Below are 25,989 nucleotides of genomic sequence, written 5' to 3'. Positions count from 1 at the left end.
GGAGACCAAACTATTAGTCTCTTTCCACAATAAGTGCAGTACCCTGTCCTCCTCCGATGCATAAGGTTGCAAGACCCAATTTTGCATTTCTTTTTTTCATTTCATAGAGAAGTGAAACGAGAATCCTAGCGCCAGAGGCACCAACAGGATGACCTATGGCAATGGCACCTCCATTTACATTGACTTTGTTCATGTCAAATCCTAATTCCTTTGAAACAGCTAGAGACTGTGCTGCAAAGGCTTCGTTTGCCTCTATCAAATCTATGTCATTAATAGATAAATTTGCTTTTTCAAGGGCTTTTTTTACTGCACCTACAGGCCCTACTCCCATAATTGAAGGATCAACACCACAAGTTTGTCGAAAATAATCTCTTCCTTCCTGTTTTTGACTGTGATAGGAACGATTTCTTCATTAAACTTCCCAAGTTTTTGGGCTTCTTCTGCTTTATTCTGACTTTTTGCAGCAAATTCATCCTGTTCCTCTCTAGAAATTTCCCATTGTGTAGCAACATTTTCAGCTGTCACGCCCATATGGTATTCATTGAATATATCAAGAAGTGCATCACGTATCATTGAGTCAATAAGCACGCCATCTCCCATACGATAACCATATCTTGCTTTAGATAAAAGAAATGGGGCTTGGGACATGTTTTCTGTTCCTCCAGCTACAACTATATCATTGTCCCCTGCGATTATTGTTTGTGCAGCCAGACTTACTGTTCTAAGCCCAGAACCACATACTTTGTTAATTGTCATTGAAGGAACTTCAACCGGAAGACCAGCCTTCACAGAACATTGTCTTGCTATATTCTGACCAAGTCCTGCCTGAATAACGCATCCCATCAATACTTCGTCAACATCTTCGGATCTTATTCCCGCCCTTTTTAGTGTCTCTTTTATAACAATAGCCCCTAACTGTGCTGCACTTATATCTTTTAAAGATCCACCAAATTTACCAACTGGAGTTCTTACTCCATTTGCAATTACTACTTCTCTAGTTGTCATGTATTTATCTCCTCTCTTAGTTATATATGCACTGAATATTTTTAATTCTGTTACTAGAAATTTATAAACAGTATAATTATAGCTTTCCTACAAATCTAAATATTTATAACAGTTAAAGGGCTAATAAATTTTGTGTTGACAAATATATCAAAAGAGAATATTATTTAAGTAAATAGTATACAATTATTAAAAGATGTATACAAAGAAATCTGTATATTGGAGGGAAAAATAAATTATGAAAGGTATAAAATATACAATTTTAAATCATGGAACTATAGAAAATGATATGGCATGGAATACAGCAATGCCAGTAACAGGAACTGTAGATAATAAGTATCCAAAAGGTAAATGGCTGATTGCTCCATCCTATTCAGTCCTAATTGAACATCCAAGCGAAGGATTAATTCTATATGATACAGGCTCTTATCTAGGTGATGAAGGAAAAGGAGAACGTAAAGGTGAAGGATTTGATCAGCTTTTTCATCAGGAAATTGAAAGAAATCAATTTTTAGATAAACAATTAGAATTGTTAAGTTATACAGTAGAAGATATCAATGTTGTTTTACTTTCACATATGCACTGGGATCACTCGGGAGGATTGGGATTTTTTACTAAAAAAAGCACTCCACAACGAGTTGTTACTGGTAGGGAGGATTTTCAAAATGGTCTGGTAGAAGTGTTTAAAACAGAAAGGCCGACTTTAGGGTGTCCATATTTTAAAAAAAATTATATGTTTGGAAATCTAGAGTTTGAATTGATTGAAAAAGATATTGAGTTTTGTGAAGGTATTGATTTGATTTTACTGCCAGGACATACACCAGGAGTTATGGGACTAATACTTCACACGTCAAATGGAGTAGTTATTTTCCCGTCCGATTCATGCGTCTGCGCTTTAAATTTTGGTCCGCCAGTTCGAATGCCGGGAATTCTGTATGATAGTATAGGCTATAGAAAATCGGTAGAGAAACTAAGATGCTTGCAAAAAGATAATAAAGCAAAAATTATTTATCCTCATGATATAGATCAATTTAATAGCTTGAAACATGCACCATATTTTTATGAATAAAGAGGAAATGGGAGGCAAAATTATGTTAAGTGAAACAAAGCTAAATAATATTCAAAAATTTTCATTACAAATCCAAATAGAAACTATGAAGACGATATCTAAACTGGGAACTGGACATATAGGAGGATCTCTTTCCATTGCGGATACTCTTGCTGTTCTTTATGGAAAACAGTTAAAACATGATCCTAAGAATCCAAAATGGAGAGATAGAGACTGGTTAGTGTGTTCAAAAGGACATGCAGGACCTGCAATTTATTCAGCATTAGCATTAAGAGGTTTTATGCCTATGAAAGAATTAAATACGTTGAACAGACCTAATACAAATCTTCCAAGTCATTGTGATCGTCTAAGAACGCCAGGTATAGATATGACAACTGGATCGTTAGGTCAGGGGGCATCAACAGCTGCAGGAGTTGCAATAGGATTTAAGATGAACAAGAGAGATAATAATGTATTTCTTATACTAGGAGATGGTGAAATTCAAGAAGGACAAGTATGGGAGATGGCTATGTTTGCATCACAGTTTAAACTTGATAATTTAATTGGATTTGTAGACAGTAATAAATTGCAGTTAGATGGACCAGTTGGGGAAATCATGAATCTAGGGAATATCGCTGCTAAGTTTGAACAATTTGGTTGGTATGCACAAAATATTGATGGACATGACTTAAATGCTATTGACAATGCTATTATAAACGCAAAATTAGAAGAAGGAAAACCTTCAATGATTGTTTTAAATACTATTAAAGCACATGGGTGGAAGGAAATGGAGGGAAAGACCAGCAGTCATTGCTGTAATATATCAAAGAAACAATGTGAAGAAGCAGTTTCAGAGATGAAAGAAGCAATGCTTAATATTTAATAGATGCGAAAATAATTAAAAATTAAATACTGAAAAAGTAAATATTATTTATCCATATAAATAAATCAAAATCATCCGTAATTAAAGTATCTTTTGAAAAACTCTTTAAGATTTAGCAATTTATAAAACTTTTCACATTTCATAACTATAAAAGCTCAAATATATTAAAATTTTCTTGATGTTCATGCATAGATATTTTCCTTTTATTACCTAATAAAACTTAAAAACATAACAAAAGTTAATAAAATCCTATGATAGAAATTTTGGCGCTAGAAGGAAATAGTCCTTATTAGACTAGGTAAATTAAAGCCTTAGAATTATTCTCAAGGTTAGTATTTTAGGAGGTACAAATATGACAGTCACAGTTAATATAGTAAAAGAATTATGTCCTGAAAAAATGGAAATGAGAAATGCATTTTGTAATAAATTAATAGAACTAGCTGCAAAAAATGAGAAGATTGTTGTTATGGATGCGGATCTTATGGGAGCAATGGGAACAAAACCTTTTCAAAAAAGGTTTCCGGAAAGAACAATTGATTGTGGAATTCAGGAAGCAAATATGTATGGAGTTGCAGCAGGCTTGTCTATTGTTGGTAAAATCCCATTTGCACATACGTTTGGATCATTTGCCAGTAGGCGAGCATATGATCAAATCTTTATATCAGGTGCATATGCCAACGCAAATGTAAAAGTAATTGGATCAGATCCTGGAATTACTGCTCAGATTAATGGTGGTACTCATATGCCGTTTGAAGATATGGGGCTTATGAGGTTAATCCCCACCATGACGGTAGTAGAACCTACAGATATTATTCAGCTGCAACAGGTAATAGAACAAATGGCAGATACTTATGGTATGTATTATATGCGCTTAGTCCGCAAGTCGTGTACTAAAATTTTTGAAGAAAGTTCAAAATTTGAAATTGGAAAAGCCTCATTTATTCGGGAAGGTAAAGATGCAACCATTATTTGCAGCGGATTTTGTGTAGCAGAGTCCATGAAAGCAGCGGTAAAGCTTAATAAAGAAGGAATTAGTGTAAGAATTTTAAATATGTTTACATGGAAACCTTTAGATGAAGAAGCAATTATTAAAGCAGCTGAGGACACTGGAGCCATTATAACAGCTGAAAATCATAATATTATTAATGGGCTAGGGGCAGCAGTTTCAGAGGTGGTTGTAAGAAATAAAATAGTTCCGATAGAAATGATTGGAGTCAATGATGAATTTGGCCAAGTTGGGTTTATTGATTATTTGTCGGAAAGATATCAATTAACAGCAAATTATATTGTTGAAGCAGTAAAAAGAGCAGTGGCAAGAAAATAATATATAAAATAAATAAAAAACATAAAAAGAAAGGAAGTATGAAAATTATGAAATCAGTATATCTAGAATCCCCAAAAAATATAAGAATTAAAGAAATTGAGGAACCATCAAGAAAGGAAAATGAAGCATTAATAAAAGTGAAAGCAGCTGGAATATGTGGGTCAGATGTAGGAGCATACAGAGGAGTAAATAATACTGTTTCTTATCCAAGAATAATAGGTCATGAGATAGCTGGAGAAGTACTTGAGATAGGGGAAAATAGTAAAGGTATACAAAAAGGGGACAGGGTTGTTGTTGACCCATATATTTACTGTGGTAAATGTTATCCTTGTAGTCTAGGAAGAACAAATTGTTGTGAGGATTTAAAAGTATTAGGCGTTCAAACTGATGGAGCAATGCAAGAAATATTTACTCATCCGAAAGATTTATTGGTTAAAGCACCGGAAAATGTTTCATGGGAAGAGTTATCTGTGGCAGAGCCACTTACTATAGCATTACATGGCATTCACAGAACAAAAGTTAAGAAAGGAGAACATGTAGTAATAAATGGAGCAGGTCCAATAGGCATTTTAATGGCATTATGTGCAGAAATCTATGGAGCAATACCAATACTTATGGATGTAGTTGATAAAAGATTAGATTTTGCACATAAACTTGGTATAGAAAATATCATTAATGTATTAAATGTAGACGGGTTAGAGAAAATAAAGAAAATAACAAATGGAAGAGGAGCAGAGGTTGTTATTGAAGCTTCAGGGGCAAATTCTGCCATAAGAAATTCAATAGATTACGTATCCTATGCGGGAAGAATAGCTCTTACGGGATGGCCTAAAAAAGATACAAGGTTACCAACTGATCTTATAACCAAAAAGGAACTTGATATTAGAGGATCTAGAACAAGTGCTGGAGAATTTGAGGAAGCACTGAAGCTTATATCGGAAGGAAGTATAGATGTTAAGCCTATAATTAGTAAAATAGTTAGTTTAGATGAAGCACCTCAGGCAGTAATAGACCTTTCAGATCATCCAGAAGAATATTTAAAGATTATTGCTGTACTAGAATGATTAGAACAAGGGCTGAAAACTAATTTAAAAAGTAGTCTCACAGCACTTAAAGGAATGATTGTTTTTATGAAGATATCAGTAAGAGTTTCTATGGCTAAAAATAAAATTTTTGGGACAAAGAGTAATAGATATAGTAGATACTTTTTTAGGCTCTCAATTTGAGGGAGGGAAGACATGAAAATAGGGATTTTAACGAGTGGAGGAGATGCTCCCGGAATGAATGCTGCTATAAGAGCAATTGTGAAATCTTCAATATATAGTGGTATAGAAGTTTGTGGAATAAAACATGGATATAAAGGTTTAATAGAAGGAGATATCATAAAATTAAATGATATTGATGTAGATCGTTTAGCAGAAAGGGGAGGAACTATTCTTAAAACTGCTAGATGTACGGAATTTATGAAAGAAGAAGGACAGCGAAAGGCTATGGATACATTAAAAAAATTCAAAATAGATGGTTTAGTTGTAATTGGGGGAGATGGATCTTTTAAAGGTGCGGATAGACTAGATGAACTAGGAATAAATGTTATCGGGTTGCCTGGAACTATAGATAATGATTTGAATTATACGGATTATTGTATAGGATTTGATACAACATTAAATACGGTTTTGGATTGCATAAAAAAGATAAAGGACACTGATAATTCTCATGAAAAAACTACCATAGTAGAAGTAATGGGAAGATATTGTGGTGATTTGGCCCTGTATTCAGCCTTGGCGGGAGGTGCGGAAATAATATCTACGCCTGAAAATAAGCTGACTTTTAATGTCATATGCGAGAAGTTAAATAAAAATATTGTTAAGGGGAAGATCGATAATATAATAATAATAACAGAGAGAATGTATGATATAAAAGATCTTCAAGAATATATTGAGGTCAAACTTAATATTAACATAAGAAGTACTGTGTTGGGATTTATACAAAGAGGTGGTGATCCATCTGCTTTTGATAGGTTGTTGGCGGCCAGGATGGGAATTAAATCTGTAGAGCTTTTGATGGAAGGATCATCAGGTAAAGCTGTAGGAATTAAAAATAATAAAATAATATATGTGGATTTCAATGAGATAGATGTTGTGGACGTTAATAAACAGGATGATTATGATTTGCTAAAAATGCTCTTGTAAAAAGTAAAATATAAGTTAAGTGTAATAATTAAAGATTGGCCATAAAAGTCAATAGATATATCAAGGCCAAGTTTTATTCCAAAGGAATTAGTTACAGCATCTTTTGTCTGTTCAGCAATTATAATATATTCCGATATGAAGCCTTTGGGCTAGGAATCTCTATTTCAGCTTTATGAATAAAAATTAGAAATGAATGATTTATTAACTTTATTATATGAGGAGGAATACTGATGAAGTTATTACAAGTAGTGCCTGAAATCTATAAATTTGATACGACAAAGGAATTTGCAGAATTTTTTAAGATTGGAAAGGGTGATCTTATATTGACAAATGAATTTTTATACGAACCCTTTTTAGAAAAATATACCGAGGGAGCAGATACTATATTTCGAGAGAAGTATGGCTCAGGAGAACCATCAGATCAAATGATAAATGGGATAATTAGGGATATAGGTGATAAAAAATACGATAGGGTAATTGCTTTAGGCGGAGGTACAATGATAGATATATCCAAAATTCTAAGACTCAAATATACTGAGAATTCAATTGACTTATTTGAAGGAAAGGTTCCTTTAGTAAAAAATAAAAAATTAATTATTGTGCCTACAACTTGCGGAACAGGTTCAGAGGTTACAAATGTATCGGTTGCAGAGCTCAAATCAAAACATACTAAGAAGGGAATCGCTGCAGATGTGTTATATCCAGATTATGCGGTTCTCATACCTGAAGTTGTAAAGGGACTTCCATATAGATTTTTTGTAACTAGTTCTTTAGATGCGCTTATCCATGCATGCGAATCCTATCTGTCTCCAAGAGCTACTCCATATACTGAAATGTTTAGTATAGAAGCAATAAAGTTGATTCTGAATGGCTATATTGAAATATTGCAAAGGGGACAAGACTATAGAAATAAGATAATTGAGGATTTTCTTCTTGGTAGTAACTATGCAGGCATAGCTTTTGGAAATGCAGGTTGTGCTACTGTACATGCACTTTCTTATCCTATAGGAGGGACCTATCATGTACCACATGGCGAGGCAAATTATATGCTATTTACAGAGATATTTGAAACTTATATGAAAAAGAATCCAAATGGTAAGATTAAGAAGCTTAATGCTGTATTATTGGATATACTCGATTGTTCTGATAAAGAGTATATAGATGTATATGAAGAACTGGCAAATGTACTGGATAAGTTACTGCCAAGAAAGCCTCTTAGGACATATGGAATGAAAGAAGAAGAGATTGAGACTTTCAGTGATGCCGTTATAAAAGGTCAGCAAAGATTATTGATAAACAGCTATGAGCCTTTTTCAAGAGAAGACATAGTGAATACGTATAAAAAATTATACTGAAATAATTGATACACATTACCTTTAGTCATATGTATGATGTTAGGTGCTATATAATTATAAATTTATTAAAGTAGGAGGTATAAAGTTATGAAGGCAATTGTAAAAGTCAAAGAAGGAAGAGGAAATGTTAAATTATGTGAAGTAGCAAGACCGGTAATTAAAGATGATGAAATTTTAATAAAAGTAAAGGCAGCAGGAATTTGTGGTACAGATATCCATATTTTAAATGATAATTCTTATCCAATAGATCCACCCGTAACAATTGGACATGAAGTTGCAGGTGTTGTTGAGAAAGTGGGGAAAAATGCTGCAAAATTTAAAAAAAATGACAGAGTAGTAACAGAAACTTACTATATTACATGTGGAACTTGTGAGTATTGCAGAAGTGGAAGAAATAATTTATGTGCGGATAGAAAATCAATTGGAAGTGGTGTAAATGGTGGAATGGCAGAATATGTAGCAGTCCCTGAAAAATTAGTGCATATTTTACCTGATAATGTTCCATATGAACAGGGAGCTCTAATTGAGCCATTAACTTGTTGTATCCAGGCTGTTTATGAAAAGGTTTCATTAAAACCAGATGATTGTGTATTAATAACTGGACCAGGAAGTATCGGATTATTATGTATGCAAGCGATAAAAACGTTTGGAAGTAAAGTCATTATAGTTGGAACGAGAAAAGATGAGGAACGTTTGAAAATTGCAAAAAAATTAGGTGCTGATGTTATTTTATACAGCGAATCAGATGGAATTAAAGAACAAATTATAAAAGAGACAAGGGGACTGGGACCTCATTATACTTTTGATTGCTCCGGTGCTGTATCTGGAATTCTTCTTTGTATTGAAAGTGTTCGTAAAGGTGGGACGCATGTACAAATTGGACTTTCTAATAAACCAACACCTATAGATTTCAGCCAAATAGCTTTAAGAGAAATAACTATTATTGGTACATTTGCTCAAAAATCAATATGGTGGGATACATCCATTCGTTTGGTTGAAAATGGGAAAATTAATCTTAAGGTAATAGCTAGTAATACGCATCCAATTGAAGAATGGGAAAAAGGTTTCAAACAAGTCATGGCAGGTGAAGGATTAAAGCATGTAATTCTTCCGAAACGATAAAATAGTGAATATATAATATGTTGATGATAAGAAAATATACAAAAATTATTTTGCAATCGTTTTCTTATCATTGACCCATGTTTGGAGATTAAATTTTTATAAAATGAATGTAGGAATAAATAAAATATAATTTTAAATTTTAATAGGAGGGTACAGTAGAATGGAGAATACTAAAAATGCTGGATTTATTCCAAGAGTCCCGAAAGAATCATGGATGGCACTAGGACTTCTATGGTTATCTTTTGCAATATGTGCCAATTGTAGAGATTTGATAGTCAGAGTATCACCTGCAGTAATTAAAGAATTTGGAATGTCATCCACGACATATGGAATATTATATGGTATTGTGACAATTAGTTTAGGAATATTATCACCATTTGCTGCCAACTGGTCAGATAGAAGAGGGCAAGGGTGGGCTAGAAAGAAAACAAGCCTTCTTGTAGTTATTGGATATACGGGGATGACTTTCATCTGTGGTTTTCCAATAGTTGGGATGACCGCATTTTGGATTTTTTATATTATTAAATATATGTTAGGAGGTTGTGGAGAATCAATAGAAGTTACACAAGTTACTGAATGGTGGCCGGAGGAAGCGAGAGGGTTTGCTTTTGGAATTCATCATACTGGGTACCCATGGGGTACAGCGTTGGGAGCAATACTTATCTCATGGATTCTTGCTATTTCTAATAATAATTGGAGATTACCATTTTTAATAGTACCGTTAATGGCCATTCCTATATGGATTGTATATTGGAGATTTGCATCGAAAAAAAGATTTCAAAAATATGAGGAAACTTGTTATAAATTAGGAGCAACTCCATCAGTTACCTTAAAAGCTATTGATGAAACTTTAGCTATAAGTGGTGGAGAAATAGGTAGAGAAGTAAAGGAAGAAAAGAAAAAAAGATCTAGTTTTCGGGCTTGTTTAAAAAACCGTAATATTGTAATAGTATCAATATGTAATTTTATTGCTATGGCATCCTATTCTGGATTTAATTTTTGGTTGACGCCGTTCCTTACATTTGTTGGTGGGTACGATATTTCAAAGGCTGCACTATTCAGTGTTGTTTATGCAATTACCGGTGGCTTAGGGCAGATTTTTTGGGGACGAATTTCTGATAAAATGGGAAGAAAGAAAACAGTACTTATTATTTTTGCATGGCTTACAATTGCATTTTTCTTAATGCAATATGTTGGAAAAGGAGTAATGTGGCTTGTATTAATTCAAATATTCTTTGGATGTTGTTCGAATGCAGTATTTCCAGTATTGTATTCTTTTGCATCAGATAATTCAACTGAGAATAATCGTGCAACAGTAGTGTCGCTAGGGGTACTTATGCAAGGAATTGGTGGAGGGGTTGCTTCTCTGTTAATAGGTGTAATTATTGAAATTGGTGGTGGCTGGAATAGTATTCCTGGATATATGATAGCATTATATTTATTAGTAGGATTAATGGCAATAGGTTTTGTAATTATTTTATTATTTGCTAATGATGTAAATGATAGAAATCGAGTTAGAGAACTTGATATCAATTAATTATCTTTGCATAAAATTATAGCTTCCAAGAACAGGAACATACTTAAGCACTATCTATATAGATAGTACTTAGGGAAGACTTTATATAAATATTTTAATAGAATTAGAGATGCTTAAAAAACTCTAAAAATATATTATAATACTAATTAAAATCAAAGGTAATGTGTCTTGTCTTTATTGAGAGACCATAGTAATTTGTCAAATGATTCGTACAAGCACTAATTGATTTCTCCACATCTCTAGAAAATAATGCATCTACAATAGACTTATGTTCTTTAAAACTACTAACATAATCAGGAACAATTTGATGATTAACATACTGATCAACAAAAAGTAGATGAGTTTTTAATTGAAGATTATGCTGTGCATCGATTAATAAGGAATTTCCTCCAATTTCTACAAGTTTAAGATGAAAGATCATATCATAATTGATTTGTCTGATATGATCTTTCATTACTAATGCTTTTTCACATGCAGTTGCTAACGATAGTAATTCGCTAAAATCTTTGTTACTTCCATTTTGAATTGCGAGTTGTACAGCTAATGTATCATAAGTGAGTCGCATAATACCTAAATCTATAATATCACGTTTTGAAAAAGTAATAACTTCTGAGTATCTATTTTTACAAACATTAACAATTCCTTCGCTAGAAAGACGTCGAATTGCCTCTCTTACAGGGGTCCTACTGATATTAAGAATTGTAGCAATGTTTGCTTCAAGAATTCTCTCACCACATTTTATTTTACCATTTAAAATCATCTTTTTTAAATAATTGTAAGCTAATTCAGCAAGAGAGCTATTTTTTATTGACATGATTTATAATTTCACCTTTCTTTCTGTAAAGAGTACTTTTTTAGTATACTTTATAATTAACTGTAAATTACCTTTTAAATGTGTCTGAATCTATAAGTAAAAATTATACAACAAATCTATTATTGTAAATTCTTGAATATGTAATGATAAATAAATTATGTTCATCTGGTAGAAAGAGCTTATATAAGAGAGGGGTTCTGTTGGTTTCAAACAGATTACTTACTAAAAAAGCGAGAGTTCTCTGCTTTAAAATTGATCATGTAAATAGCTGTCTGCGGTTGAATCCGTGAATCAAATTTTTCCATTTGATCAAATAAAAAGTTGTGAAAAATTTTTTGTAGCTTTTGCTTTTTACCTTGAAGCATAATTTTAAGTAGATTATAATTTATACAATTTATATAAATAGTATACGTTTGAGAAACAAGTTTGTCAATCTTAAATTTAGATTGAAGTATTATATTAAAATTGTAATGCTAGAATTTAATGGGCAGAGGTTTCAAATCACCTAAGATGATGTTGCTAAAAACAATGATATTTCGAAAGGTTCAGATATATTAGTGATAGATAAAAAGTTATTATATATATTACTGTCTATTACAATTTAATACTAAATTAACAAGATAATAATATCATGTACATTAACTTGGGATATTATAAAAATTAATAACATAAATAGGAGGTGATGATATGATTATAACTATAGAATTAACTCAGCAAGAGTTAGAAGAATGTTTGAGCACAGTAGAGTAGTAAATTATTACTATTCTGTAATGTAACCAAAGACGGTTGTAAGCCCGTTTGAGAAATACAGAACACAGATGGTAAATTAAAAAGATATTAACTTGTATTTAATATTAACTTAATAGTATGAGGATAAAATAAAAATTGAAGTTGCAACCTAGATAAAATTTAATACAATAGTTCCCCAATGTGCAAAGTAAGCATTTTGAGACAGCCCCTCAAATGTTTACTTTTGTTTATTGTTACAATTAATATGATATTAAGATGACAAATTGTCAGTCGTATGCTATACTCGTTCTATAGGGAGGCATACACTATGCGTGATGTAAAAGAACCAGAAGTCCGCAGAGCTGAAATCATGGCAGCGGCAATTCGCCTGTTTGTAACAAAGGGATATTTGAATACTACAACACAAGATATTATAGATGAACTAAATATATCCCGAGGTCTTTTGTATTACCATTTCAAAAACAAGGAAGATATTTTATATTGCCTGGTTGAAAAACGCATGGAACCGTTGCTTCGACGTTTGAAATCTTTATCATATGATAAAGAGAAGTCTGCAATAGAAAAAGTTCAATTATTTATTGAAATGGCACAAATCTCGCCAATAAATGTAAATGATGAAAATATAGAATTACAAAGGACAATTAATTTAGAGGAAAATCGTTATATGATGGACCGTTTTTATCATAAATTTTCTAATACTGTTACGAAATATTTTACACATATTATTAAGCAGGGAAATGACGAAGGTAGCTTTCAAGTTTCTTATCCAGAAGAAACAGCGTCATTTTTGATTACTGGATATGCATTTGTATCCAATGATGTGAAGATTTTATATCATGATGTTAAACAGTTGAAAAAGTATATCACAGCATATAAGGAATTACTTGAACGGGCATTAAGTGTTACAATACCTATTTTTAAAAGATAATTATATATTTACTGATAAAATGTAAATTAAAAGATCCATGCCTATTTCTAAGTATGGATCTTCTAATTATTTTACTTTAAGCTTTGTTCATAAGCCTGAACCATTTTTTTAACCATGTTTCCACCTATGGAACCGGCTTCTCTGGAAGTAAGATCACCATTATATCCTTGCTTTAGATTTACTCCAACCTCTGCAGCAGATTCCATTTTGAACTGGTTCAATTTTTCTTTTGCTTGTGGTACTATTGGTTTATTGCTGTAAGACATTTAAAACACTCCTTTTTATAATATTGATTACTGCTTACAACTAAAGTTTGTACATTGCACAAAAAAATATGCTAGGTAATTCAAGGTTGGGTTGGAAGACTTTAATAAGAAAATTTCAACTTATTTTTTTATTGACTTTAGAATTGGTATATGCTATTCTTAGAACAATAAAATATTACCTTTAAGTGGGTCCTGTGAGACTTAGAAGGTGTTAGTTTTGGTTATTTGTGTATAAATAGTGTAATTATGCCTTCTTTTATGAAGGCATTTTTTATACCTTTAAATTTAGTACTGAGAGGCTAAAAAGGAGGAATCAGCAAATGTTAAAAGGGAAACATCTTATAGATATAAAAGATTTTACTAAAGAAGAATTAAATGAAATTTTTGATTTAGCAGATACAATAATCTCAAATCCAAAACATTTTTCACATATTTGTGAAGGAAAAATTTTAGCTACTTTATTCTATGAACCAAGTACTAGAACAAGACTCAGCTTTGAAACAGCCATGCTTAGATTGGGAGGTAATGTAATAGGGTTTTCAGAACCTAATTCAAGTTCTGTATCCAAAGGTGAGAGTTTGGCTGATACTATAAGGATAGTAGGCTGCTATGCAGATGTAATTGCCATGAGGCATCCTAAGGAGGGAGCTCCAAAAGTTGCTTCTATGTATTCCAAAATACCTATTATAAATGCAGGAGATGGAGGGCATCAACATCCGACACAGACGTTAACAGATCTTTTAACAATCAGATCCATAAAAGGATCTTTATCAAATCTAAAAATAGGTTGCTGTGGTGATCTCAAATTTGGAAGGACTGTGCATTCATTTATAAAGGCCATGTCTATGTATGATAATAATAATTTTACTCTTATATCCCCACAAGAATTAAAAGTACCTGATTATATTAAAAGAGAAATGGATAAAAATAACATAAAATATATTGAAACTAAAAAGTTGGAGGAAGTTATAAATTCACTTGATATACTTTACATGACAAGGGTTCAAAAAGAGAGATTTTTTAATGAAGAGGAATATATAAGACTCAAGGATAGCTACGTACTGGATAAAGCTAAAATGGAAGTTGCATCTATGGATATGATAGTTCTTCACCCATTGCCAAGAGTGAATGAAATTTCATATGAAGTTGATAATGATCCGAGAGCTTGTTATTTCAAACAGGCTCAGTATGGTGTATATGCAAGGGAATCACTTATAATAAAACTTTTAGGAATGAATATATAGAGGGGGATAATATGCTTAAGATTACAAGTATCAAAAATGGAATTGTAATAGATCATATAAAAGCAGGTCATGGTATAAAAATATTTAATTACCTGAAACTGACCAATGTAGATTATTCAGTAGCACTTATAATGAATGCTCAAAGTGCCAAATTAGGTAAAAAAGATATAATAAAAATAGAGAATAAACTTGAACTTGATTTTACAGTCTTGGGTTTTATAGATCCTAATATAACAATAAATATTATAAAAAATGAAGTTATAGAAAAGAAGATAAAATTAAAACTGCCAACAAAAGTAGAAAATGTAATTAAATGTAGGAATCCAAGGTGCATAACTTCTGTAGAAAAAAATATCCCCCAGGTTTTTTATCTTGCAGATGAAGAACTTGGAGAATATAGATGCAGTTATTGTGATGAAGCTTACACTGATTTTACAATTTAAAAAGGTTAGAGAAAGGAATAATTTTATTTATGATAATAGATAAACTTTATGAAAGTGTAGAACAAAAAGGACCAGTTTGTGTGGGATTGGATACTTCAGTTGAATATATGCCGGAAAACATTATAAAATCCAGTGTTTCTATTGAAGACTCCATATTTGAATATAATAGAAATATAATAGATAGTACTTTTGATATAGCTGCCTGTTATAAAGTACAAATTGCCTACTATGAAGCACTTGGAATAAAAGGACTTGAGTTATACTCGAAGACTCTCAAATATATAAAGAGCAAAGGTGCACTGGTTATTGCAGATATCAAGAGAGGGGACATAAATAAGACTGCAGAAATGTATGCAAGGGCACATTTTGAAGGAGATTTTGAAAGTGATTTTATAACTCTAAATCCTTATATGGGACTTGATACTATAGATCCATATATACCCTATGTACAAAAAAATGATAAGGGAATATTTGTTCTTATAAGAACTTCAAATATTGGGGCAAAGGATATTCAGTATATTGATACAAATCAAAACAAAAAAGTTTACAGGGTGATTGGAGAAAGGTTAAAGGATATTGGCAGCAAATATTTAGGACACTGCGGTTATAGTTCCATAGGAGGTGTAATGGGCTGTACCCATCTGGAAGAAGGAAGAGAAATTAGACACTATCTGAATAATCTATTCTTTTTAATACCAGGTTATGGTGCACAAGGTGGAGGTGCAAAAGATGTAGCTGTATATTTGAAAGACGGCAATGGAGGAGTCGTGAATTCTTCAAGAGGTATTTTAATGGCATATAAAAAATATGCTGATGGGTGGAAAAAATATGGAGAATGTGCGAGAATGGAAGTATTAAAGATGAGGGACAGTATAAATGATGCTGTTTCAGAAACGGGGAAGATTTAGGTGAGTGATAAATTAAATTATATTGTCTGCAGAGTAGAAAAAAATACTCAAATTAAAGACAACGTATATGAAATTGAATTTAATGGTAAGTTCAATGGTGCTCCAGGACAATTTTACATGCTGAGATCATGGAACATGGAGCCATTGTTATCAAGACCTATAAGCATACATTATCTTGATGGTGGGAAGATTGCCTTTTTATATCAGGTGGTAGGTTACGGTACTCAAAAGCTTAGTTTATTGAATATGGGTGATGAAGTAAGGCTTACAGGCCCGCTTGGAAATGGATTCAATATAGATAATATAAGTGGAAAAGCGGCTATAATAACTGGAGGAATAGGGATCGCACCTATGTTCTATCTAGCTAAATCTATAAGAGAAATATCGCCGAAAAGGGATAAGCTTGATTTGTATGCAGGATTTAAAAAGAACACATACATATTAGAAAGATTTGAGAAATTTGTGGATAATATTTATTATTCACTGGAAGTTGGAAACAGAGGATCAAATGGATATATAACGGATATTTTTCATGCAGAAGAATATGATCAAGTACTATGCTGTGGACCTGAACCAATGATGATGAAAGTAGTAGGAATGTGCAGGGAAAAGTCCATACCTGTATATGTTTCTATGGAAAAACACATGGCATGCGGCATAGGAGCATGTCTGGTTTGTACCTGCAAGACAAAAAATGGCAACAAGAGAGCATGCTGCGATGGACCTGTTTTTTTAGGAGATGATTTAATTATATAATATATTGTAGAAGGAGAATATCCATGGATATTTGCGGAGTGAATTTTAAGAATCCTGTAATAGCTGCATCCGGAACTTTTGGCTTTGGGGGAGAGTACAATAAAATATTTGATGTATCTAAATTAGGAGGAATATGTTCAAAAGGACTTACATTAAACAGGAAAGAAGGAAATGAGGGACTTAGAATTTTTGAAACCTCATCAGGAATTTTAAACAGTGTAGGACTTCAGAATCCTGGGGTTAAACATTTCCTGGAATTCGAACTTCCCGAGATGAAAAAATTCAATACTGTAATCATAGCCAATCTGGGAGGAGCCACATTGGAGGATTACGTAGAAGGAATAAAGCTTCTTGATGATTCGGATGTGGATATGATAGAATTGAATATTTCCTGTCCGAATGTAAGATGTGGAGGTATGGCTTTTGGAATAAAATCTTCTATTGCATATGAAATAGTCAGTGATGTTAAGAAATACTGTAGAAAACCTCTTATAGTAAAATTGTCACCAAATGCCGAAGATATTGTTGATATGGCACAAAAATGCTTTGATGCCGGTGCTGATGCCATATCACTTGTAAATACTTTTAAGGCAATGGCAATAGATATTCATAATAAAAAACCTGTATTTGACAATATTACAGCAGGACTTTCTGGACCGGCAATAAAGCCTATAGCTCTTAGAATGGTATATGAGGTTTCAAAGTCGGTAGATATTCCGGTTATAGGAATTGGCGGAATATCTACATGGGAAGATGCAATTGAATTTATAATGGCAGGAGCAAGCCTGATACAAGTGGGTACGGCTAATTTTATCAATCCGCTTGCATGTATTGATATATTGAAGGGAATACAAGATTACATGGAACATGAAAATATAAGGGATATATCTGAGATATGCGGAGTGGTCTGAGCATAAATTGAAAATTTATACGAGGAGGATTATTAATAAATTATGAGTAATGATGATATGGTTATAAGTAAATTAAGGGAATCAGGAGCTCTTCTTGAAGGGCATTTCCTACTGTCTTCTGGTAAGCATAGTGATAGATATTGTCAATGCGCTAAGCTTCTTCAATATCCTGATAAGGCCGAAGAGGTTCTGAGTGTTGTTGCCAGAAAGTTAAAAAAATTGGATTTTGACATAATTGTAGGGCCAGCAATGGGAGGAATAGTAGTATCCTATGAGCTTGCAAGACAACTCAACAGGCCAGGAATATTTGCCGAGAGACAAAATGGAGAGATGACTATAAGAAGAGGATTCGAAATAAAAAGGGGACAGAAGGTTATAATATCAGAAGATGTTATAACCACAGGAAAATCATCTCTTGAAGTAGCTAGGATTATAGAGGGGCTTGGTGGAAAAGTTGTTGCACTTTGTTGTATAGTAGATAGAAGAGCAGATGATATAGATATACCTTATCCAGTCTATAGTTCTATTAAATTAAATATAAATACGTATGATACAGATAAATGTCCTTTATGTCAAAAAGGATTGTCTTATGAAAAACCTGGAAGCAGAATATTTAATAAATAGATTTAATATATACGGTAATTTATATTTCCAGATGTTCTATTATATTGTCTGGAAATATTTTATTTTTACTCTTTCGTAAATTCATAAAAAGTTAGTATTATTTCTTTGATTTTTGAGTTATAATAAAAAATGAGTTTCACAATAATAGCTAATTATATTTTTAATTAGTTTATAAGTTCTGCCTATAAAAAGTCACAGAAAGGAGGCACTGCTGTTATATAAAAACAGTGGAAATCTAGTGAGGAGAAAGCCAAGTATTTTTAGTAAAGATTATGAAAGAAAAATGAAACAGAGAAGGATAAGAATTTTTATAATCTCTGCTGTCTGTGTGGTACTGGTAATTTTAATTGGTATTTACTTAACTGGTACTTTAAAAACGGTTTTAAATGATATGGGCAAGGAAAAACAGAATCCTATTACACAGAATCAAAAAGTTAAAAATATACCTTCAAAGCCACAGCCATCTGAAAATAAAAATAAAAAAGCACAGTATACAGTAAAGTTAAGCAGTGGTAAAAGTGTTAATTTAATATATGAAAATAAAAATAACAATAAAATATTTAAAGATGTTACACCTAAAGATGCTGATGTAATATATAGTATAAATCCCTCAGGAAAGAATATTGTTTTACTTGATGGCAAAATTCAGAGCGTGTTTCTATTTGATACTAATGGTAAAAAACATGATATAACCAATCCTCAATATATATCAAGTACTGGTTCAGTTATATCAAAGAATGAACAGCTGTCATCGAATCCAAATTATATATGGTGTAATTCACCAAAGTTTATAGATGATAATAATATTGCGTATGTAAGTCAGCTGCCATGGCTTGGAAAAACTTCAAAATATATATGGATTGAAAATATAATCGATAAAAGTCATATAATGGTTCAATCTGTAGAAGGCGAAGATGTAAAATTTGGGAACCCTACAGATAAGGGACTCACTGTTACAGTTGATGGAGAAACTATGTATTTAACAGCATCAGGTGAAATTAGTCAATAAACTTTAGTTTATTGACTTTTTAAATGCCGGGAATTTGGTATATTAATAATATTGAGGAGGTAAAAGATTTTTTATGATTATAGGGTTATCATCTGCTAGCTTTTATCCAAACGTGAAAACTGAAGATAGCATACCTCTTATGAAGTCATTGGGATTTGATGTGGGAGAAGTATTTTTGAACAGTGTTAGTGAATATGAGCCTGAATTTGGAAAAATACTTTTAGAGAAAGAACTACAGCATGATTTCAAAGTTAATTCTATACATGCATTTTCAGTTTCATTTGAACCATACCTGTTTGATAAATATAAAAGGAGAAGAGAAGATTCACTGAAATTGTTTAAAAATGTATGTAGATTAGCTGAAATTATAGGGGCAAAGTGTTATACATTTCATGGAATGAGATATGAGAATATTAGTTTGCTGGATATTAATTTTATAGTGGATATGTATGACAGGCTTACCTATACTGCCGCGGAGCGGGGAATAAAACTTTGCCAGGAAAATGTATTCTGGTGTATGTCTAATAATATTCAATTTCTATACAAGATTAAGGATAGATGCAGAGGTCCATTGTATTTTACATTGGATATTAAGCAGGCATATAAGTCAGGAAAATCTCCAGAGGAGTATATGAAGGTTATGGGGACAGATATTGCAAATTTTCATATAAACGATAGAGACAGTAATAATGTATGTTTACTACCTGGTAGGGGAGAGGTAAATTATGAAGAAATGTCTTGTAAATTTAAGGAAATAGAGTATAATGGAATAGGTATAATTGAAGTTTACAAAGAAAATTATACTGAATATAGTGAACTTACGGAGACTAAAAAGTATCTTGAAATGAAGTTAAAATAGCATGGGCTTGTTGAGATTATACAAGTGGATAATAGGATTTGGATAAATTTGTGCGTAAGTAAGGAATTGTGAATAAAATATTCAAAGACTGGCTATAAAAATTGTGTTTTTTAGTATATAATTATAAATAAATAGGCCTTTACAAAAAATTTTATAATGTAGGTTAGTTCATATTTAATGAAACTATTAATAATATAATTTATATAAATGTAAATGCATATGAAATATGTTATAATATCATAGTTAACATAAGCGTATAGCGTAATTAGGAGGAAATGAATAATGAACGTTAAAATGGAAAAAGTAGAAAATAACGTGGTAAAATTAGAAATAACAGTTGAATCAAAGAAATTCAATGAAGCAGTAAAAAAAGCATTTGCAAAGAATGCTAAAAAGTTTAATATACCAGGATTTAGAAAAGGTAAAGCTCCAATGAATATAATAAAAAAATATTATGGTGAAGGTGTATTTTATGAAGATGCCGTAAATTTTTGCTGTGATGATACATATCCAAAAGCAATAAAGGAAAATAATATAAAGCCTGTAGATTATCCTAAAATTGATGTAGTTGAAATAGGCGAAAATAAGGATTTTATATATACCGCGCTTGTGACAGTAGTACCTGAAGTTGAACTTGGTGAGTATAAAGGACTTGAAGTTAAGAAAAATACATATAAGGTAGAAGATGAAGAAGTAGAAAATGAATTAAAAGCAAGGCAGCAGAAAAATGCAAGAATTGAAACAAAAGAAGATGGAGTTATTGAAAAGGGAAATATAGCTATAATAGATTTTAAGGGATATATAGATGATAAACCTTTTGAAGGTGGAGAAGGGAAAGATTATGAGCTTGAAATAGGGTCAGGTACATTTATAAGTAATTTTGAGGATCAGCTTGTTGGATTAAAAACCGGAGATTCAAAAGATGTAACTGTTACATTCCCTAAAGAGTATGGATCTGAGGACTTAAATGGTAAAGAGGCGGTATTTAAAGTAACTGTTAAAGGCATAAAAATAAAGGAGCTTCCAGAATTGGATGATGAATTTGCAAAGGAAATTTCTGAATTTGATACCTTGGATGAAGTAAGAGCCGATATAAGAAAGAAGAAGGAAGAACAAAATGAATTAAGAGCCAACAAGGAATATGAAGAAGCAGTTATTGATGCTGTTAGTTCAAATGTGAAAGTTGATATTCCAAAAATCATGATAGAAAAGGAAATTGACAATATGCTTAAGGATCTGGAGATGAGATTGAAATATCAAGGACTGGATCTTAACTCATATTATAAATATACGAATAATACAGAGGAAAAAGTTAGAGAATATATGAGAGAAACTGCAGAAAAGAGAGTTAAAAATGATCTTGTAATCGAGAAAATAGCCAAGGTTGAAAATATAAAGGCTACAGATGAAGAACTGTTAAATAGGGCTACTGAAATGAGTAAGCAGTATGGAAATGGTGATCCAGAAAAAATGGCTAAATTAATTCTAGATAGCCAGAGAAATTATATAGAAGTTGATGTAATAAACGAAAAAGTTATAAAAATGCTTGTTGACAACAGCAAGGCAATAGCATAATATGATGTGTAATAATTACTTAATAGTCACATAAAGGAGGAGAGATTTTATGAGTTTAGTACCAGTAGTTGTTGAACAGACTAATAGAGGAGAGAGATCTTATGATATTTATTCGCGACTTTTAAAAGATAGGATTGTAATGTTAAGTGAGGAAGTAAATGATGTTTCAGCCAGCCTTATAGTAGCACAGCTCTTATTCTTAGAAGCAGAGGATCCTGACAAGGACATATCTTTGTATATAAATAGTCCTGGAGGTTCAATAACCTCTGGTATGGCTATTTATGATACAATGCAGTATATAAAACCTGATGTATCTACTATATGTATGGGAATGGCAGCTTCTATGGGCTCATTTTTATTGGTGGCAGGTGCAAAGGGAAAAAGATTTGCTCTTCCTAATGCTGAAATAATGATACATCAGCCTCTGGGAGGATTTCAGGGTCAGGCAACAGATATTGGAATCCATGCAAAGAGAATATTAACTATAAAGAAAAAATTAAATACTATATATAGTGAGAGAACAGGTCAACCGCTTGAAAAAATTGAGCAGGATACAGAAAGGGATAATTTTATGACGGCAGAGGAAGCTAAAGATTACGGATTAATAGATGAGGTTATTAAAGAGAGAAAATAACCCTTAGTGAGGTGTAGATATGGCCAAAAATGATGATAGAAAACAACTGAAATGTTCATTTTGTGGTAAGACACAGGACCAGGTGAGAAGACTAATAGCAGGACCAGGTGTATATATTTGTGATGAATGTATAGAACTTTGTTCTGAGATAATAAGTGATGAGTTCGAAGATGATGTTCAAGTGGATATGACTTCTCTTCCGAAACCTGTAGAAATTAAGAATTATCTTGATCAATATGTAATTGGTCAAAATGAGGCTAAAAAATCATTGTCAGTGGCAGTTTATAATCATTATAAAAGAATAAACTCCAACAACAATAGTGATGATGTTGAATTGCAAAAAAGCAATATACTTTTGCTTGGACCTACAGGCTCCGGTAAAACTCTTCTTGCACAGACTCTGGCTAAATTTTTGAATGTTCCATTTGCAATTGCAGATGCAACTACATTGACAGAGGCAGGGTATGTAGGAGAGGATGTTGAAAATATACTTTTGAAGCTCATACAAAATGCTGATTATGACATAGAGCGGGCTGAACACGGGATAGTCTATATAGATGAAATAGATAAAATTGCGAGAAAATCTGAAAATCCATCTATTACAAGAGATGTATCTGGAGAAGGAGTACAACAAGCTTTACTCAAAATATTAGAAGGAACGGTTGCTTCAGTACCACCACAGGGTGGCAGAAAACATCCTCATCAAGAGTTTATTCAGATAAATACCACTAATATATTATTTATCTGTGGTGGAGCTTTTGATGGAATAGATAATATTATAGAACACCGAACAAGGGTTAGTACACTTGGATTTGGTGCAGAGATACAATCCAAAAAGGAGAAGGATATTGGAAAACTTCTTAAGGAAATAATGCCAGGAGATCTTTTGAAATTTGGGCTTATACCGGAATTTATAGGTAGGATTCCTATTGTTGTTACTCTGGAGGCTCTAGATAAAAAAGCGCTCATTAGTATACTTAAAGAACCTAAAAATGCACTTGTAAAGCAATATAAGAAGCTATTTGAGCTTGATAATGTGGAACTTGAATTTAAAGATGATGCTCTTGAAGCAATTGCAGATGAAGCATTAAAAAGGAATACTGGAGCAAGAGGACTTAGGGCTATAATAGAAGAAACCATGAAAGATATAATGTTTGATATACCTTCAAGAGAAGAAATTGCTAAGGTTATAGTAGATAAAGACACGATAAAAAATAAAAAGCCAGAGCTTATAACTGTTGAAAATGGGAAAAGATCTCCTATAAAGGTTAAAAAAACCAGACCTAGAAAAGGACCGGAAACTGCATAAGCTTGCTTATTTTGGATGTTAAAAGGTACTGAAATTCAGTACCTTTTTTAAATATATATGGCTGTGATGAGTGAATAATTGAAAAAAGCTTGTTTTATAGTTATAATATACTAGTCTAATATATTTAGAATACTAAATGGTGCAAATTGTTAAAGTGAGGAGAGAAATATGGACAAAAATTTAGAAGTAATGCCTTTGATTCCACTTAGAGGTATTACTGTGTTCCCATATATGGTTCTACATTTTGATGTAGGTAGAGAAAGATCTAAGCTTGCATTGGAGAATGCCATGTTTAACGGGCAGAGGGTATTTTTATCGTCTCAAAAAGAATATGTGGAAGAAGAACCTGAAAAAGAAGATATATATACCATAGGTACAATATGTAATATAAAGCAGATATTGAAACTTTCTAAGGGTACTATAAGGGTACTTGTAGAAGGTGAAAACAGGGGCATATTAAGAAAATATCTAACAGAAGATCCCTTTTTTAAAGTTGAAGTTGAAATGATTAAGGATAATAAAGTGATTGATAATGATTATCAGGCACTTATTAGATATACTATAAAAACATTTAATGAATACATGAAACTGTCTGATAGTAATTTGTCTGAGTCTATTATTGCTGTGAATGATATGGACAATCCAGATAGGATAGCTGATACTATAAGTACTTATTTGGTACTAGATCCGGACAAGAAACAGGAGCTTTTGGAGACCTATAAAATAGAGGACAGATTAAAAAAGATACTTAAAATACTTCTTGACGAAATAGAAATACTAAAGATAGAAAATAAAATAGGTATGGAAGTAAAAAATAGTATAGATAAATCCCAAAAAGATTATTATTTAAGAGAGCAACTTAAAGCAATACAAGAAGAACTTGGAGAAGATGATGAGAATAAAAAGGAAATAAGGAAGTATAAAAGTAGGATATCAAGAAATAAGCTGCCAAAAAAGGTTAAGGAAAAGGCTCTATATGAGGTTGAAAAGCTAAGTAATACAGGAAATTATTCTGCAGAATCAGGTATAATAAAGACATACCTGGACTGGATAATTGATCTACCGTGGAATGTTAAAACTAATGATAATTTGAATATAAAAAATGTAAGAAATTGTCTTGAAAATGATCACTATGGTTTGGAAGATGTTAAAGATAGGATAATTGAATATCTTGCAGTTAAAAAAGTGAATAGGGCATTAAAAGGTCCTATTTTATGCCTTGTAGGTCCTCCAGGAGTTGGTAAAACTTCTATTGCCAAATCAATTGCAAAAGCACTGAATAGAAATTTTGTAAGAATGTCGCTTGGTGGAGTAAGGGATGAAGCAGAAATAAGAGGACATAGAAGAACGTATGTAGGTTCTATTCCTGGAAGGATAATATATGGTATAAAGCAGGCTAAATCAAATAACCCACTATTTTTATTGGATGAAATTGATAAAATGGGATTGGATTTTAAAGGGAATCCAGCAGATGCACTTTTGGAAGTACTGGATAGTGAACAAAACAATACTTTCAGGGATCGTTATCTTGAATTGGATTTTAATTTGTCAAATGTGCTTTTTATAACTACTGCTAATACATTAGATACTATACCAGTTCCTCTTATTGATAGGATGGAAATAATACATATATCAGGATATACAAATGAAGAAAAATTTCATATATGTAAAAAGTATATAATTCCAAAGCAGCTTAGGGAAAATGGTGTAGAGGATGGTAGAATTAAATTTTCAGATTCTTCCATATATACTATAATAGATAATTATACAAGAGAATCTGGAGTGAGGAATATGGAGAGGAAAGTAGCCTCCATAATAAGAAAAGCAATTGCTGAAATTGTAGAGAAGAATAAAGATAAAGTGTTTGTAAACATTACTAAAGTGAAATCATATTTGGGTGTGGATATGTTTACATATGATAAGATAAGTAAAGATGATAAAATCGGAGTAGTAATGGGAATGGCGTGGACAGCTTATGGTGGTGATACCTTGCCTATAGAAGCAGTTGTAATGCCGGGAAAAGGAAGATTAGAACTAACAGGCCAACTTGGAGATGTTATGAAAGAATCGGCAAAGGCGGGATACAGTTATATAAGAGCTAATTATAAAAAGTACATTAATATAGAAAAAGATTTTTATAAGAATTGTGATTTGCATATACATGTTCCAGAAGGAGCTATTCCAAAAGATGGACCTTCTGCAGGAGTAACGATGGTTACAGCTATGATTTCAGCTTTAAGTAAGAAAAAAGTAAAACACAATGTAGCTATGACTGGAGAGATAACGTTGACGGGAAGAGTTCTTCCTATTGGAGGACTTAAGGAGAAAAGTTTGGCTGCATATAGAGCTGGAATAGATACAGTTATAATTCCAAAAGAAAATGAAAAAGATTTGGTAAAAATACCTAATAGTATTAAAAATAAATTAAAATATATAATTGCTGATAATGTAGATGTAGTATTGGATAATGCCCTAATTAATTGATGATATATAGATAAG

General features: G+C 32.1%; 23 protein-coding genes and 1 pseudogene. 21 read left to right on the top strand and 3 right to left on the bottom strand.

Annotated elements, in window-relative coordinates; all coding sequences use genetic code 11:
* Nucleotides 1–13: 13 nt before the first annotated feature.
* Nucleotides 14–1,005 (bottom strand): annotated as a pseudogene (locus tag ACSVC9_RS11665) (acetyl-CoA C-acetyltransferase).
* A gap of 235 nt (nt 1,006–1,240) precedes the next feature.
* On the opposite strand from ACSVC9_RS11665, the gene ACSVC9_RS11660 reads away from it, so the two are divergent.
* The 8 genes from ACSVC9_RS11660 to ACSVC9_RS11625 all read left to right on the top strand — a co-directional run bounded on the left by ACSVC9_RS11660 (nt 1,241) and on the right by ACSVC9_RS11625 (nt 10,460).
* On the top strand, nt 1,241–2,071 hold the full coding sequence (locus tag ACSVC9_RS11660) for an N-acyl homoserine lactonase family protein (protein ID WP_446897656.1): 831 nt from the start codon (nt 1,241–1,243) through the stop codon (nt 2,069–2,071).
* Between the two features lie 22 nt (nt 2,072–2,093).
* A complete protein-coding gene (locus ACSVC9_RS11655; protein WP_446897655.1) occupies nt 2,094–2,933 on the top strand; it encodes a transketolase in 840 nt (279 codons plus the stop codon).
* Between the two features lie 352 nt (nt 2,934–3,285).
* Nucleotides 3,286–4,257 carry a transketolase family protein gene (locus ACSVC9_RS11650; protein WP_446897654.1) on the top strand — a complete coding sequence of 324 codons (972 nt, stop codon included), beginning with the start codon at nt 3,286–3,288 and terminating at the stop codon, nt 4,255–4,257.
* Between the two features lie 47 nt (nt 4,258–4,304).
* The gene (locus ACSVC9_RS11645) at nt 4,305–5,321 is read left to right on the top strand and encodes a zinc-binding alcohol dehydrogenase family protein (RefSeq protein ID WP_446897653.1); all 1,017 of its coding nucleotides are present in this window, start codon (nt 4,305–4,307) and stop codon (nt 5,319–5,321) included.
* A 174-nt stretch (nt 5,322–5,495) separates the two neighbouring features.
* Complete coding sequence (gene pfkA, locus ACSVC9_RS11640) at nt 5,496–6,446, top strand: 6-phosphofructokinase (RefSeq protein WP_446897652.1); 951 nt, start codon at nt 5,496–5,498, stop codon at nt 6,444–6,446.
* Nucleotides 6,447–6,676: 230 nt separating this feature from the next.
* On the top strand, nt 6,677–7,801 hold the full coding sequence (locus tag ACSVC9_RS11635; RefSeq protein WP_446897651.1) for a 4-hydroxybutyrate dehydrogenase: 1,125 nt from the start codon (nt 6,677–6,679) through the stop codon (nt 7,799–7,801).
* 87 nt (nt 7,802–7,888) lie between these two features.
* Nucleotides 7,889–8,923, top strand: a complete 1,035-nt coding sequence (locus ACSVC9_RS11630; protein WP_446897650.1) for a zinc-dependent alcohol dehydrogenase — start codon at nt 7,889–7,891, stop codon at nt 8,921–8,923.
* Between the two features lie 160 nt (nt 8,924–9,083).
* Complete coding sequence (locus tag ACSVC9_RS11625; protein WP_446897649.1) at nt 9,084–10,460, top strand: MFS transporter; 1,377 nt, start codon at nt 9,084–9,086, stop codon at nt 10,458–10,460.
* A gap of 142 nt (nt 10,461–10,602) precedes the next feature.
* Here ACSVC9_RS11625 and ACSVC9_RS11620 read toward each other — a convergent pair whose 3' ends face one another.
* Nucleotides 10,603–11,274: a GntR family transcriptional regulator gene (locus tag ACSVC9_RS11620; protein WP_446897648.1), complete on the bottom strand. Its 672-nt coding sequence runs from the start codon at nt 11,272–11,274 to the stop codon at nt 10,603–10,605.
* Nucleotides 11,275–12,331: 1,057 nt separating this feature from the next.
* On the opposite strand from ACSVC9_RS11620, the gene ACSVC9_RS11615 reads away from it, so the two are divergent.
* On the top strand, nt 12,332–12,952 hold the full coding sequence (locus tag ACSVC9_RS11615) for a TetR/AcrR family transcriptional regulator (protein WP_446897647.1): 621 nt from the start codon (nt 12,332–12,334) through the stop codon (nt 12,950–12,952).
* A gap of 71 nt (nt 12,953–13,023) precedes the next feature.
* Here ACSVC9_RS11615 and ACSVC9_RS11610 read toward each other — a convergent pair whose 3' ends face one another.
* A complete protein-coding gene (locus ACSVC9_RS11610) occupies nt 13,024–13,218 on the bottom strand; it encodes an alpha/beta-type small acid-soluble spore protein (RefSeq protein WP_446897646.1) in 195 nt (64 codons plus the stop codon).
* A gap of 320 nt (nt 13,219–13,538) precedes the next feature.
* Between ACSVC9_RS11610 and pyrB the strand changes: the two genes are divergently transcribed.
* The 12 genes from pyrB to lon all read left to right on the top strand — a co-directional run bounded on the left by pyrB (nt 13,539) and on the right by lon (nt 25,974).
* Nucleotides 13,539–14,462: an aspartate carbamoyltransferase gene (gene pyrB, locus ACSVC9_RS11605; protein ID WP_446897645.1), complete on the top strand. Its 924-nt coding sequence runs from the start codon at nt 13,539–13,541 to the stop codon at nt 14,460–14,462.
* An 11-nt stretch (nt 14,463–14,473) separates the two neighbouring features.
* Entirely contained in the window at nt 14,474–14,905 is a 432-nt protein-coding gene (locus tag ACSVC9_RS11600) for an aspartate carbamoyltransferase regulatory subunit (RefSeq protein ID WP_446897644.1), read from the top strand.
* Between the two features lie 29 nt (nt 14,906–14,934).
* Nucleotides 14,935–15,813, top strand: a complete 879-nt coding sequence (pyrF, locus tag ACSVC9_RS11595) for an orotidine-5'-phosphate decarboxylase (RefSeq protein WP_446897643.1) — start codon at nt 14,935–14,937, stop codon at nt 15,811–15,813.
* The gene (locus tag ACSVC9_RS11590; protein ID WP_446897642.1) at nt 15,814–16,569 is read left to right on the top strand and encodes a dihydroorotate dehydrogenase electron transfer subunit; all 756 of its coding nucleotides are present in this window, start codon (nt 15,814–15,816) and stop codon (nt 16,567–16,569) included.
* A 23-nt stretch (nt 16,570–16,592) separates the two neighbouring features.
* Entirely contained in the window at nt 16,593–17,480 is an 888-nt protein-coding gene (locus ACSVC9_RS11585) for a dihydroorotate dehydrogenase (protein WP_446897641.1), read from the top strand.
* A gap of 42 nt (nt 17,481–17,522) precedes the next feature.
* Nucleotides 17,523–18,104 carry an orotate phosphoribosyltransferase gene (gene pyrE, locus ACSVC9_RS11580; RefSeq protein ID WP_446897640.1) on the top strand — a complete coding sequence of 194 codons (582 nt, stop codon included), beginning with the start codon at nt 17,523–17,525 and terminating at the stop codon, nt 18,102–18,104.
* Nucleotides 18,105–18,342: 238 nt separating this feature from the next.
* On the top strand, nt 18,343–19,113 hold the full coding sequence (locus ACSVC9_RS11575; protein WP_446897639.1) for a hypothetical protein: 771 nt from the start codon (nt 18,343–18,345) through the stop codon (nt 19,111–19,113).
* Between the two features lie 73 nt (nt 19,114–19,186).
* Nucleotides 19,187–19,972 (top strand): sugar phosphate isomerase/epimerase family protein, encoded by a 786-nt coding sequence (locus tag ACSVC9_RS11570; protein ID WP_446897638.1) that lies wholly within the window; start codon nt 19,187–19,189, stop codon nt 19,970–19,972.
* Nucleotides 19,973–20,254: 282 nt separating this feature from the next.
* Entirely contained in the window at nt 20,255–21,547 is a 1,293-nt protein-coding gene (gene tig, locus ACSVC9_RS11565; RefSeq protein ID WP_446897637.1) for a trigger factor, read from the top strand.
* 49 nt (nt 21,548–21,596) lie between these two features.
* The gene (gene clpP, locus ACSVC9_RS11560) at nt 21,597–22,181 is read left to right on the top strand and encodes an ATP-dependent Clp endopeptidase proteolytic subunit ClpP (RefSeq protein WP_446897636.1); all 585 of its coding nucleotides are present in this window, start codon (nt 21,597–21,599) and stop codon (nt 22,179–22,181) included.
* Nucleotides 22,182–22,200: 19 nt separating this feature from the next.
* Nucleotides 22,201–23,490, top strand: coding sequence for an ATP-dependent Clp protease ATP-binding subunit ClpX (gene clpX / locus ACSVC9_RS11555; protein WP_446897635.1), 1,290 nt, complete (start codon nt 22,201–22,203; stop codon nt 23,488–23,490).
* Nucleotides 23,491–23,658: 168 nt separating this feature from the next.
* On the top strand, nt 23,659–25,974 hold the full coding sequence (gene lon / locus ACSVC9_RS11550) for an endopeptidase La (protein ID WP_446897634.1): 2,316 nt from the start codon (nt 23,659–23,661) through the stop codon (nt 25,972–25,974).
* The last annotated feature ends 15 nt before the right edge of the window (nt 25,975–25,989 follow it).

This window comes from Clostridium sp. LBM24168, from assembly GCF_052953915.1.
Note: the sequence above shows the minus strand (reverse complement) of the source record. Positions and strands in the feature narration are given on the sequence as shown.